This window comes from Bradyrhizobium sp. RT6a, from assembly GCF_040547675.1.
GTDB lineage: Bacteria > Pseudomonadota > Alphaproteobacteria > Rhizobiales > Xanthobacteraceae > Bradyrhizobium.
The window spans coordinates 677,938-689,713 of the sequence record NZ_JBEPQC010000001.1; the positions used below are offsets into that span (position 1 = coordinate 677,938).

General features: G+C 63.1%; 12 protein-coding genes. 4 read left to right on the forward strand and 8 right to left on the reverse strand.

The genetic code is table 11. The features are described 5' to 3' along the window. Positions 1-41: 41 nt before the first annotated feature. A complete protein-coding gene (locus tag ABIC03_RS03420; protein ID WP_354055529.1) occupies positions 42-1,253 on the forward strand; it encodes an acyl-CoA dehydrogenase family protein in 1,212 nt (403 codons plus the stop codon). Positions 1,254-1,465: 212 nt separating this feature from the next. Here ABIC03_RS03420 and ABIC03_RS03425 read toward each other — a convergent pair whose 3' ends face one another. The 5 genes from ABIC03_RS03425 to ABIC03_RS03445 form a co-directional block, all read right to left on the reverse strand. Then, on the reverse strand, positions 1,466-2,374 hold the full coding sequence (locus ABIC03_RS03425; protein ID WP_354055531.1) for an amino acid ABC transporter substrate-binding protein: 909 nt from the start codon (positions 2,372-2,374) through the stop codon (positions 1,466-1,468). A gap of 145 nt (positions 2,375-2,519) precedes the next feature. After that, on the reverse strand, positions 2,520-3,335 hold the full coding sequence (locus ABIC03_RS03430) for an amidohydrolase family protein (protein WP_354055533.1): 816 nt from the start codon (positions 3,333-3,335) through the stop codon (positions 2,520-2,522). Positions 3,336-3,973: 638 nt separating this feature from the next. Continuing rightward, a complete protein-coding gene (locus tag ABIC03_RS03435; RefSeq protein ID WP_354055535.1) occupies positions 3,974-4,999 on the reverse strand; it encodes an ABC transporter substrate-binding protein in 1,026 nt (341 codons plus the stop codon). Positions 5,000-5,038: 39 nt separating this feature from the next. Next, a complete protein-coding gene (locus ABIC03_RS03440; RefSeq protein ID WP_354055537.1) occupies positions 5,039-5,815 on the reverse strand; it encodes an ABC transporter permease in 777 nt (258 codons plus the stop codon). 1 nt (position 5,816) lies between these two features. Then, the gene (locus ABIC03_RS03445) at positions 5,817-6,674 is read right to left on the reverse strand and encodes an ABC transporter ATP-binding protein (protein ID WP_354055539.1); all 858 of its coding nucleotides are present in this window, start codon (positions 6,672-6,674) and stop codon (positions 5,817-5,819) included. Between the two features lie 194 nt (positions 6,675-6,868). Between ABIC03_RS03445 and ABIC03_RS03450 the strand changes: the two genes are divergently transcribed. Beyond that, positions 6,869-7,627: a GntR family transcriptional regulator gene (locus tag ABIC03_RS03450; protein WP_354055541.1), complete on the forward strand. Its 759-nt coding sequence runs from the start codon at positions 6,869-6,871 to the stop codon at positions 7,625-7,627. Here the strand turns inward: ABIC03_RS03450 and ABIC03_RS03455 are convergent. Next, complete coding sequence (locus ABIC03_RS03455; protein WP_354055543.1) at positions 7,624-8,040, reverse strand: nuclear transport factor 2-like protein; 417 nt, start codon at positions 8,038-8,040, stop codon at positions 7,624-7,626. The genes ABIC03_RS03450 and ABIC03_RS03455 overlap by 4 nt on opposite strands. A 147-nt stretch (positions 8,041-8,187) precedes the next feature. Here ABIC03_RS03455 and ABIC03_RS03460 point away from each other — a divergent pair, with 147 nt between their 5' ends. After that, positions 8,188-9,429 carry an amidohydrolase family protein gene (locus ABIC03_RS03460; protein ID WP_354055545.1) on the forward strand — a complete coding sequence of 414 codons (1,242 nt, stop codon included), beginning with the start codon at positions 8,188-8,190 and terminating at the stop codon, positions 9,427-9,429. Positions 9,430-9,642: 213 nt separating this feature from the next. Next, the gene (locus ABIC03_RS03465) at positions 9,643-9,954 is read left to right on the forward strand and encodes a hypothetical protein (RefSeq protein WP_275167386.1); all 312 of its coding nucleotides are present in this window, start codon (positions 9,643-9,645) and stop codon (positions 9,952-9,954) included. A gap of 12 nt (positions 9,955-9,966) precedes the next feature. Here ABIC03_RS03465 and ABIC03_RS03470 read toward each other — a convergent pair whose 3' ends face one another. Then, positions 9,967-10,890 carry a DUF1932 domain-containing protein gene (locus ABIC03_RS03470; RefSeq protein WP_275167387.1) on the reverse strand — a complete coding sequence of 308 codons (924 nt, stop codon included), beginning with the start codon at positions 10,888-10,890 and terminating at the stop codon, positions 9,967-9,969. Beyond that, complete coding sequence (locus tag ABIC03_RS03475; RefSeq protein WP_354055547.1) at positions 10,890-11,759, reverse strand: substrate-binding domain-containing protein; 870 nt, start codon at positions 11,757-11,759, stop codon at positions 10,890-10,892. Before ABIC03_RS03475 ends, ABIC03_RS03470 begins: the two co-directional genes overlap by 1 nt. Positions 11,760-11,776 lie beyond the last annotated feature (17 nt).

Here is an 11,776-nt window from a genome sequence, read left to right on the forward strand (position 1 = left end):
CGATCGCGCGCCGGCCTGTCCATCGATCAAGGAGACCAAAGATGCTCTACCCGATGTCCCCCAAAGTCGTCGAGCTCAAGCGCAGGCTCGAAAGTTTCATGGACCGGCACATCTATCCGAACGAGGAGCGCTTTTATCGCGAGGCGGAGGAGCTGGGGCCCTGGAAGGTCTATCCGGTCGTCGAGGAGCTGAAGCCGCTGGCGCGCGCCGAAGGCCTCTGGAATCTGTTCCTCCCGGACTCCAGCCACGGTGCAGGCCTGACCAATCTCGAATATGCCCCGCTCTGCGAGGTCATGGGCCGCTCGCATCTCGCGCCCGAAGTCTTCAACTGTTCGGCGCCCGACACCGGCAACATGGAGGTGCTGGAGCGCTATGGCACGGACAAGGACAAGGAGCGTTGGCTGAAGCCGCTGCTCGCAGGCGAAATCCGCTCCTGCTTTGCCATGACCGAGCCTGCCGTCGCCTCATCCGAGGCGACCAACATCGAAAGCTCGATCGTCCGTGACGGCGACCATTACGTCATCAACGGCCGCAAATGGTACACGACGAACGCGACCGACCCGCGCTGCAAAATCTGCATCTTCATGGGCAAGACCGATCCCGACAATGCGGACCGCCACAAGCAGCAATCCATGATCTTGGTGCCGATGGACACAGCGGGCGTCGAGGTCAAGCGTCCCCTGCCCGTGTTCGGCTTCTACGGCGTGCCCGACCGTGCCTCCGAGGTCGTCTTCACCAATGTGCGGGTCCCCAAGGAGAACATGCTGCTCGGCGAGGGCCGCGGTTTCGAGATCGCGCAGGGACGCCTCGGTCCCGGCCGTATCCACCACTGCATGCGGCTGATCGGGCTCTCCGAACGCACGCTGGAGAAGATGTGCCGCCGGGTGCGCAGCCGCGTCGCCTTCGGCAAGCCGGTTTCCGAGCAGACGGTGACGCAGGAGCGCATCGCAGAAGCCCGCATCATGATCGAACAGGCCCGGCTGCTGACGCTCAACGCCGCCTACGCGATGGATACCGTCGGCAACAGGGTGGCGAAAGCCGAGATCGCGATGATCAAGGTCGCCGTGCCCAACATGGCCTGCCAGATCATCGACTGGGCGATCCAGGCCCATGGCGGCGGCGGCACGTCGAACGATTTCGGATTGACGCAAGCCTATGCGACCGCGCGTTTGCTGCGTCTAGCCGACGGCCCAGACGAAGTGCACAGGAACCAGATCGCGCGGTTCGAGCTGAAGAAATATTCGAACGCCTAGCGTCCCACACTGGCCGATGAGCACAGTGCCCTGTTCCTTCTCCCCTTGCGGAAGAAGGTGGCGCGAAGCGCCGGATGAGGGGTCTCTCTCAGCGAAGACAACCCCCTCATCCGAGGGTGTCTGCATCAACCAGCGGAGCTGCCCTCTCCCGCAAGGGGCGAGGGCACAATGACACGCAGCCCGATTGCAACCAGCGCCTTGGCGCCCTCGCCTCAATTCACGACGTACACATCCGGGTCGAAGCTGGAGCTCGGCTTCTTGAAGGCGTTGCGCAAGGCGCCCGACATGGGGACGTTGTAGTTGAGGCCGTTCGGCGGCGTCGGCGATTCCAGCCACTTCTTGTAGAGGACCTCGATCTCCTGGCTCGCATAGAGCTCCGCGGTCGCGCGATCGGCGAGCGCCTTGAAGGGCGCGTCCTCCCGACGCAGCATGATCCCGTAAGGCTCCGGCTTCGAGAACGTCTCCTCGCTGATCATGAAGAGCTGTGGTTCCTTCGAGCGCGCGATCGCGACCGCGAGCTGCACGTCGTCGAGCGCGTAAGCCTGGGCGCGATCAGTTTCCAGCAGCAGGAAGGCTTCGGCCTGGTCCTTGGCGGGCATCACATTGATGCCGAGATTGCGCTCGGTGTTGACCTTGGCGAGCTGCGTCAGGTTGACCGAGCCGGCCACCGCCGTCACCGCCTTGCCCTTGAGATCGTCGATGGTGTTGATCTTTGCGGCTTTCTTGGCCGCAAATCGCGTTGCGCTGAGGAAGTGCGTGTTGGTGAATGCGACCTGCTTCTGGCGATCGGCATTGTTGGTGGTCGCCGAGCAATGCAGGTCGAGCGTCCCGTTGACCATCAGCGGAATCCGGTTCGACGACGTCACGGCGAGGGTGTCGACGGCGATGTCGGGCATGCCGAGCTGCTTCTTCACGGCATCCACGATCTTGAGGCAGATATCCATGGCAAAGCCGACCGGCTTCTGGTTGCCGTCGAGATAGCTGAACGGGACCGAGGCCTCCTGATAGCCCAGCGTGATCTTCTTGGTCTCTTTGACCTTCTGAAGCGTACCCGACAGGTCTTCGGCTGAGGCGGCAGTCGCAAGGCATGTGAGGGCCAGGACAACAGTGGGAAGACGCATCGGGAGCTCCTCAGGGATCAGCGGCTTGCGCCGGCGCGCAGCCGCGGATGGTGTAACCCATGGCAGGACCAACCGCCAGACGAGGTTGTACCTATCAGCTATCGCGGTTTTATATCGACGCCAGCCAAGGTGTATTCGTGCCCGTCTATTCGCAAGTGAGTTGCTGCTCGAACCAGCCAGATAGCCGATCGGACAGCGGCGGCCACATCCGCTGGAAGCTCGCGAGCTTGCCGACATTGGCGCGATACATCGCGCGTAACTCCTGCTCGATGGCCGGCAGGTCAACGCCAATACAAGCCCCGTCCTTGGCAATCGTTTTCCCCGCAACGACGACTTCCTTGACCATGGACGCATTGCCGCGGGCGAACAGTAACGCCATGGAATCAACCGGCATGATCTGGTCACGGTCGAGCCGGTCGAGATCAATCACGGCGAAGTCCGCGGGATTGCCGGGCGCGAGCTCGCCCGTCCCCGGCGCGCCGGTAGCGCGCCGGCCGTTGTGGACGGCGAGCGCGAACAGTTCGGCCGGCGTCCATGTCTGCCTGAAGCCGAGGCCACCATGGACCATCTGAACCAGCCGCATCTCGCGCAGGACGTCGTCATCCTCGTCGAGCGCCAGCCCGTCGACGCCGACGGCGATGGCACAACCGCATTTGTGCGCGGCGGCGATGGGGGCGAGCCCTGAGCGCAGATGCATGTTCGAGCTGAAGTTGGTAACGATGCGCGCGCCAGAGGCCGCGATCATCTCGAGCTCATCCGGGCGGGCGTGGATGCAATGCGCGAGCGTCAGCCGCTCGGAGAGGAAGCCGATGTCGCGCAGCCATCGCACCATGTCGGGAAAGTTCTGGTCCGCCCAGGCGCGCTGATACACGGTCTCCAGCAGGTGCATGTGGATGCGGCGGCCGGTCCGCACCGAGTTCTCGGCAACGGCTTCAAGGAGCGGCTTCGAGCACCATTGCACGCCGGCGGGCCAAGCTGCACATCGACCATGGGGCCAGTGATCGCCGCGGCAATGGCGTCGGTCATTTCGATATAGGCCTTTGGCGACATCGGTACGCGGACAAAGAGGTCCTCGATGGTCTTGCGATCATCGCGGGAGAGCCCAGCGAGGACCGGTTCGGCATCACCATAGACGATCGGATTCTGGTCTCGCACGGCCAGCGCGAAGGCGATGCGGATGCCGACATTGGATGCAGCCCTCGCGATCACCTTGGCTTCTTCGAGCATGGGCATCGTCCCGCTCGGCCGCGTGTAGTGAACCATCATCGCCGCGCAGCCGGCCTTGGCCGAGCGCGCCAGCGCAGAGGCCGCGGTCAGATAGGGATCGACCGGCGTGCCCAGTGCGGTCCGCAGGATCCAGCTCTCCAGGGGCATGCCGACCGCACCGAAGGACGACGCGGTCACGCGGGCATGGTCATGGGCGTTGACGAACGCTGGAATGACGAAGGAGCGAGGACCGCTGGTTGGCCCCGCTCCTTCAGAAACATCGGTGATGACACCGCCGTCGTGCCGCAGCACGACATTGTCGGAGACACCACGATCGAGGCCACGGAACAGGCTGGTCGCCGCAATCTCCGTGACCATGACCGCCCCTCCCAATCAGTTGGCGGTATACACCAACTCCCGCTCCGCGCGCGGCGGCAGGAATTCGCGCGAGAAGACTTCCGCCGGGGTCGGCGCCCGGGCGAGCTGATAGCCCTCAACCACGATGCCGATAGCCCGCGTCATGCGGTCGTCCTTGATGTCACCGATCCCGATTTCTTTCATCTCAGCCGAGACGATCAGCTTGTCGAAGGAATATTGCAGCCGACGCTTCTCGACTGCGACGTCGATCAGATTGTCGTAGTTCAGCGCGGCTTTCATGCCGGCGTTCTGGTCCTTGGCGACGGCAATCGCGCCCTTGTTGATGGCACGCACCAAGCCCGCTACCGCCTTCGGGTTCGACGCGATCAGCTTCTTGGAGACCATCACGCCGTTGGAATAGAGATCGAGGCCGTATTCACCGAAAGAGAACCATTTGAAATCCTTGTCGGGATCCTGGCGGTTGAGCACGAGATTGAAGTAGCTGGTGATGTTGAACACGAGAGCAGCATCAATGTCGCCCTTGATCAGCATCGGCTCCTGCAGGTTCGGCGCCATGTTGGAGATCTTGATCTTGTCGCCGTCACGGCCGTTCTTGCGCGTGAACACCGGCAGCAGCCGCGTCGTCGGCGTGCCCTGCGCGCCCCCGAGCGTGTGCCCTTCAAAATCCTTGATCGTGTTGATGCCGCTGGTCTTCTTGGCAACAATCGCGAACGGCGGCTGGTTCCACATCATGTAGACCATGACGGGGGCGTCCTGCGGCTTGGTCGAGGCGTTCTGGATGATGGCGTTGACGTCGCCGAACCCTGCGTCATAGGCGCCTGACATGACGCGCGTGACGGTGGCACCTGATCCCTCGCCCTGGTCGATGACAACGTTAAGGCCTTCCTCTTTGAAGAAACCGTTGTCCTTGGCATAGAAGAACGCGGCATCGCTACCCTGCGTCTTCCAGCCCAGCGTGAACTTGATCGTGGTGTCCTCGGCCGCGGCGAGGCCCGTGGACAGGGCCAATCCCAGCACTGCGGCAGTTACTTTTCTCAACATCGAGACCTCCTCAGCTTCGTTGCGTGACGTTTGAAAAAATCAGGTGGCGATGACGTCGTTCTTGCGCGTGGCCCAACCGGTGACACGCCCCTCGATCAGCGAGAACACGACGTAAAGCGCGACGCCGAGGGCGGCGAGCACGAACAGGCTGGCGAACACCAGCGGCACGTTGAAATTCGATGACGCGGTCATCATGACGTTACCGAGGCCGCGGTTGGAGGCGACCGTCTCCGACAACACCGCGCCGACGAAGGCGTAGGAGATCGCGACCTTCAGAGAGGCGAAGAAGAACGGCATCGTCCTGGGCAGGCCGACATTCCAGAGGATGTCAAACTTGCTGGCGCCGAGCGCCTTCAGCACGTCTTCGAGTTCGGGCTCGGTGGTCGCAAGTCCCGTCGCGATATTCACGACGATCGGGAAAAAGCAGATCGAGAGCGCCGTCAGGACGGCGGGCACCGTGCCGGAGCCGAACCACAGCACGAAGATCGGAACTACCGCGACCTTGGGGATTGAGGAGAAGCCGATCAAGAGAGGATAGCAGGTGTCATAGGCCGTCTTGGACACGCCGATGATGGCGCCGAGTGCGACACCGAGCGCGACGCCGAGCACGAAGCCGAACATTGTGGTGGCAAGCGTCTGCACGATGCGGGGCCACAGCACCGGAAAGCGCAGGTACAAGGTCACGAATACTTGCGACGGCCGGGGAAGCACGAGATCGGACATTCCCGTCGCGAGACAAAACAGTTCCCACGCGACGAAGAACAGCACGATCAGTCCGGCCGACCATGCCTTCTGCCTGATATAGATTGCGGACATCTCAGCCTGCCCTCTGTTGGGCCGCGCCGCGCGCATCCTCGATGAAGGCGCGCAGCTTCTGGTTCAGCGCGACGAATTCCGGCTCGAAGGTCATGGCGACGGTGCGCGGCCGCGCGAACTCCACACGACTGTCGTCGAGAATGCGGCCGGGACGCGCGCTCATTACGCAAATGCGGCTGGCAAGGAAGCCGGCCTCGCGCAGGTCATGGGTGACGAGCAGCACCGTCGGCTTGTGCGTCATCCAGAGGTTCTGGAGGATCGCCCACAGCTCCTCGCGGGTGAACTGGTCGAGAGCGCCGAATGGCTCGTCCAGCAGCAGCATGCGCGGCTCGTGGATCAGCGCTCGGCAGAGGTTGGCGCGCTGCAGCATGCCGCCGGAGAGCTGCCAGGGAAAGTGGCTGCCAAAGCCCTTGAGGCCGACCTGCTCAAGCAGGGCGTTGGCCTTGTCGCGGAACGCAGTCTTGCGCAGCTTGCGGAAGTTGGAGCGGAACGGATCGACGATCTTGAGCGGCAGCATGATGTTCCGCTCGATCGTCATCCACGGCAGCATGGTCGGGTTCTGGAAAGCCATGCCGACCCGCAGCGCGCGCGCCGCGACCTCCCGGCCGCCGACGATGACGACCCCGCTGGTGGGCTGCACCAAGCCGCTGACGAGACGCAGAATGGTCGATTTGCCGCATCCGGACGGGCCGACCAATGCGACAAACTCGCCGTCGGCGATCTTCAGGCTGGTCTTGGACAGAGCGGGCACGGCGCGGTCGCCCCGTCCGAAGGTCACTGACGCCTCGGACAGCTCTATCGCTGTCGCGGCGGCCTCTTCGGAAACGGGCCGACCGTCAAATTGAGCGTTGGGTTGCATGCGCATCACAGCCAAAGTGCATGCAAGGTGGATGCCAGCGGGCAAAGCTCGTAAAATCAATGTCCTGAGAGAATTCCGTGCCTGCGAAGCGGATTCGGTTTAGGCAATCGAACCGTCAAACTGCATGCAATTGGGGCGCTAAATTGCCGGAACGCCGTGCTAAACAGAGGTGACACCCACCCAAGGAAACGCCGATGCCGGCGCGCGCCACCAGGAAGACTTCCGAATCGTCAGACAAGGTCAGCATGATCTGCCGCGCGCTCAGGCGCGCGATCATTGAGCAGGCGCTGGAGCCCGGCGCAAAGCTGCCCGAGGATTCACTAGGCGAGCGCTTCGGCGTCAGCCGCACCATTGCCCGCCACGCGTTAGGGCAACTGGCGGCGGAAGGCCTGGTCGAGCTCCGCCGCAACCGGATCGCAGTGGTGGCGACGCCGAGCTGGCAGGAGGCGCGCGACGCCTTCGATATCCGCATCGAGCTCGAGCGGCTCGTGGTCCGCCAGCTCGCGGGCAAACTAACCAAGAGCCAGATCAGCGAGCTGACCGACCACGTCGATGCGGAAGACCGTGCGCGTGGCGGCACGGACGCAGCCTCGATCCGGCTGGCCACCGAATTCCATATCCTGCTCGCCCAGATGACGAATAGCCCGATCCTGGTGCGCTATGTCAGCGAGGTTGCCTACCGTTGCTGCCTGACGCTGTCGCTGTACAGCCGACCGCACTCGACCGAATGCGCGATCAACGAGCATCGCGCCATCATCGCCGCGCTCGCCAAGGGCGACGAGGCCAAGGTGATGGAATTGATGCACCATCATCTGGATTCTGTGGCCAATCGCGCATTGGTCGCCCCGACTCCGCAGCGCGGCCGCGATCTGCTCGATATTCTCGCGCCCTACGCCGATGAGGTCACGAGCGACCGCGTCGTCAAACTGCCTAAAGTCGCCCGGCGCGGTTAGGCTTCGATCCCGCGTTGAACCAAAATGCGCTCCGCGCTGTCGTTCCAGACATCCATTTTCACGATCTGGCCGCCCCTGACGACGAAACGATCGACATAACGATTGCCCTCGAACGGCGTGCCGTCGATCCACTCGCCATAGAGCGTGCCAACGCTGTAGACGACGGTCTCGTCCGCGCCCGGGCAGACGTCGAACCGATCCATCTTCTTCTTGACCCAGCGATAGCGTTTTGCGTTGAAGCCGGTCGGCCCGCGCGGGTGATCGAATTCGCGCCCGCCTGTAAACGTGATCACCGTCCCCGGCTTCATATAGGCTGCGGCTGCATCGGGATCGGGTATCATCGAGGCCGTGAGATAAGCTTCGACGATCTCAGCGTCGGTCGTCGGACGTTGGGCTGTTGCAGGAGCGGACATGACGGGTTCTCCGGGGCCGACACATTCTACAATTCACCCCTCGAATTGCATGCACGTTTTTTGAACAATTCGACTGCGGAACTGCACACAATCTAGAGCTGCCCACCTCCTCCGCTTCCGTTAGGCTATCCACCTGAATCAGACGCCATGACCAGCCAAACCGCCCTCGACCTGATCTTCCGCAACACGCTGTTGCGATCATCCGCCGCACCGGTCGATATCGGCGTGAAGGCCGGCCGCATCGCCGCGATCGAGCCGAAGCTCGCCTGCGAAGCCGTCGAAGTCGATGTCGGCGGGCGTCTCGCCCTGCCGGGCTTCGTCGACAGCCACATCCATCTCGACAAGGCCTGCCTGCTCGGCCGCTGCGGGCATGATCACGGCAGCGTCTCGGAAGCGATCCGCGCCGTCGCCGGAATGAAGAAGGATTTCTCGGTCGAGGACGTCTACGCACGCGGCGCCCGCGTGCTCGAACGTGCCATCGTGCACGGCACGACGCGCATGCGAACCCACGTCGAGATCGATCCGCGCATCGGCTTGCGCGGCTTCGAGGCGGTGAAGGCGCTCAAGCGTGACTACGCCTGGGCGATCGACCTGTCGCTCTGTGTCTTTCCGCAGGAAGGCCTCACCAACGATCCCGGCAGCGAGGAGCTTCTGATCCAGGCGCTGCGCGACGGCGGCGAGGTGATCGGCGGCTGTCCCTACACGGACACCGACCCGAACGCCCATCTCGCACGCATCTTCGACCTCGCCGAGGCGTTCGACGTGGATGTCGACCTCCATCTCGATTTCGATCTCGATCCCTCCTGGTGGCACCTCGACGAGGTCTGCCGGCAGACCGAGCGGCGCAACTACGGGGGCCGCGTGGCGATCGGCCATGCGACGAAACTCTCCGCACTGCCACCGGAGCGGCTGAAGGCCGCGACAGCGCAACTGGCGAAGGCCGGCGTTGCCGTGACCGTGCTGCCGGCAACCGATCTCTATTTGATGGGGCGCGAAGCGACCCACAACGCGCCACGCGGGCTGACGCTCGCCCACAAGCTCTCCGGCGACGGCGTGGTGTGCTCGATCGCGACCAACAACGTGCTCAATCCCTTCACGCCGTTCGGCGATGCCTCCCTGCTCCGAATGGCGAACTTCTACGCCAACGTCGCGCATGCCTCGGTGAACGACTTCGATGCGTGCCTCGATCTCGTGACCGAGCTGCCGGCGCGGCTGATGAACCTACGGAATTACGGCATCAGGGTCGGAAACCCCGCCGATCTCGTCGTGCTCGATACGCAAGACAGCCGCTTCGCGATCGCCGAGCTGCCGGATATCGTGATGGGCTTCAAGAGCGGCCGGCAGACTTTTGCGCGGCAACGACCCATTCTGTTTCGCCCCGGCTCCTGAGCCGCTCTGGACGCATATCTGCATTGAAGCGAGGCGGATTGCCGCGTTATTTCCGTTCGATGTTACCGCCAATCGTTCTTATATTCCGAATCCGGTAGAATACCGGATAGTCGATCCGCGCTGATTGCCGATAGCTGAGCGTATTGCCAGTCCCGCGGTGCCGTTCAAAGCAGAACCTGCACTGATGTCTGCATTCATCGGGGAAGCATCGACATGTTCAGCGCATTCAGCAGCATCGACCATCACGCCATTCGAGCGAGAACGCCCGGCGATGCCGCGATAAAACGGCTCGACGGCATCGGGCATGTCCTGTCAAACCTCGATCTGGCGAGCATCCGGACCCAGGATGACTTGACGCGCATGCTCCTGACGCTCGACACCGCCGACAAGTGCATTCGGGTGATCCGCGCGGAATTCCGGACCCAAGTCGCGAACGATCGGCTGGCCCGCAAGACCGAAGACCTGATGGCGTTGATCGAACGCGTCCGGGACGAGCTCACGGGCTGTTGCGCGGTAAAGTCCTGAGCAAGAGCCGCCCTATTTCTCGCGATTGATCTTCGCCAGGATTCGGTCCGCCTCGGTGCGCCAGTCAGCGCTGCGGGCGAACTCCTTGGTGCCCTTCGTTCCGAACAGGCCCTCATCGGCGAGGTCCGCCACCCAGGCCTGCCGCTCGGCGGTGCCCTGCGCGGACCACGGCGTCAGTCCGGCTTCACGCACGGTTTCGGCGACTTCGCGTACTTCCTCGGCGCGGCGGCGGCCATGCTCGATCACGCGCTGGAAGCAATAAGCACCCTGCTTCTCCCAATCGATCGTGGGGAAGGTTTCCGCCAGCGAAGCCAACACCGCATCCTCGATGCCATAGGCGCGCGCGGTGGTGAAGCTTTCGATCACCATGGCCTCCAGGCCCTTGATCATGATGCTGCGGCACATCTTCACCGCCGATGACACACCGAGCTTGTCGCTCGCAACCTTGGCCGCAAAACCGATCGCGTTCAAAAGCGGCTGCAGCTCCCTTGCGCCGGGACCGCCGAGCAGCAGCGGCACCTTGATCCGATAAGGCGGCACCGACGTCATAACCGCGCCCTCGACATAGCGTCCGGCGGCGCCATCGATCAGGGCGGCGGCACGCTGCTTGGCGCCGGGAGAGGCCGAATTGAAATCCAGGAACCAGGTGCCCTGATTGATTGCGGCCGCGCAGGCCTCTGCCACCGGCACGGCCTGGCTCGCCGTGACCGCGGAGATGATGAAATCGGACTTCGCGGCCAGCTCAGCGTGAGACGCCGCCAGCGCCACACCGAATTTCGCCGCATGCTCGAGCAGCGTTGCGCCCTGCTCGCCACCGAGCTTGATGTCATAAGCGGCAACCTTGATGTCCTGCTGGCGCAAATCCTCGGCCAGGATCCTGCCGACTTCGCCATAACCGATCAGCCCGATCTGCCATCGCTTGGGATCGCCCGCCATCAGTTCAGTCCTCGCGTGGTCTCGTCGAACAGCTCTTCGACCGCATAGCGGCGCGGGATTAGCGCCTGCTGAAATGCATAGTCGATGATCAGCTCCAGCGGCTTCCTGTTCGCCTCCATTCCGAACGGAACGAGATCGGGCGTCTCCGCAGGCCCCATCTGGGTCTTATTCCGCTTGAGCAGATCATAGACGCCCGAAACCACGTCAGGACGCGATTTCGTCAGCTGCTCGGTCACGACCACGAGATGGTTGACCGGCACGACGCCGCGACGCGCGTACCATTTGGCGGCTTCCGCGGCCGGATCGGGGAATAGCGTCTTCAGCTTGGGATCGTTCGAGGGCTCACCAAGGACGGCATCGAGCTCGCCGTCGAGCAGCATCTGCAAGATCTTCTTGCCCTTCGACGCGCGCTCGGTGGTGTCGACATATTCGGCGACGTGCGGATCCTCGAACGTGACCCAGCGGATGTTGTCGAGATTGACGCCGCAGTCATTGGCGAGGATGCCCCTGATCCAGGCGCCGGTGGTGGTCGTGAACGAGCGGATACCGACGCGCTTGCCTTCGAGATCGGACGGCCCGAGGGTTCCGTGCGCGGGATTATAGAGCGCGTAAGAATGCTGGAAGCGGCCGAGCATGGTGGCAGGCAGCAGCACCAGCGGCTTGCCATGCGCCTTTGCCATCAGATAGGTGACGATCGCCATCTCGCAGACGTCGAAGGCCCGCTCGCGCACCATCGGTTTGAACGCGGTGTTGGTCGGCGTGTACTCGACGAAATCGAGATCGAACAGGTCGGAGCGGAGTTCGCCGCTCTTCACCGCCTGGACATGGGGGTGACTGCCGAGCACGGCCTTCAGCTTGAGACGATCCATCGGCCCGCTCCGCTTCT

Coding starts and splice junctions, on each gene's coding strand:
- ABIC03_RS03465 (WP_275167386.1), top strand. CDS start 9,643: ATGTTCAGCGCATTCAGCAGCATCGACCATCACGCCATTCGAGCGAGA.
- ABIC03_RS03435 (WP_354055535.1), bottom strand. CDS start 4,999: ATGTTGAGAAAAGTAACTGCCGCAGTGCTGGGATTGGCCCTGTCCACG.
- ABIC03_RS03445 (WP_354055539.1), bottom strand. CDS start 6,674: ATGCAACCCAACGCTCAATTTGACGGTCGGCCCGTTTCCGAAGAGGCC.
- ABIC03_RS03470 (WP_275167387.1), bottom strand. CDS start 10,890: ATGGCGGGCGATCCCAAGCGATGGCAGATCGGGCTGATCGGTTATGGC.
- ABIC03_RS03460 (WP_354055545.1), top strand. CDS start 8,188: ATGACCAGCCAAACCGCCCTCGACCTGATCTTCCGCAACACGCTGTTG.
- ABIC03_RS03420 (WP_354055529.1), top strand. CDS start 42: ATGCTCTACCCGATGTCCCCCAAAGTCGTCGAGCTCAAGCGCAGGCTC.
- ABIC03_RS03425 (WP_354055531.1), bottom strand. CDS start 2,374: ATGCGTCTTCCCACTGTTGTCCTGGCCCTCACATGCCTTGCGACTGCC.
- ABIC03_RS03475 (WP_354055547.1), bottom strand. CDS start 11,759: ATGGATCGTCTCAAGCTGAAGGCCGTGCTCGGCAGTCACCCCCATGTC.
- ABIC03_RS03440 (WP_354055537.1), bottom strand. CDS start 5,815: ATGTCCGCAATCTATATCAGGCAGAAGGCATGGTCGGCCGGACTGATC.
- ABIC03_RS03455 (WP_354055543.1), bottom strand. CDS start 8,040: ATGTCCGCTCCTGCAACAGCCCAACGTCCGACGACCGACGCTGAGATC.
- ABIC03_RS03450 (WP_354055541.1), top strand. CDS start 6,869: ATGCCGGCGCGCGCCACCAGGAAGACTTCCGAATCGTCAGACAAGGTC.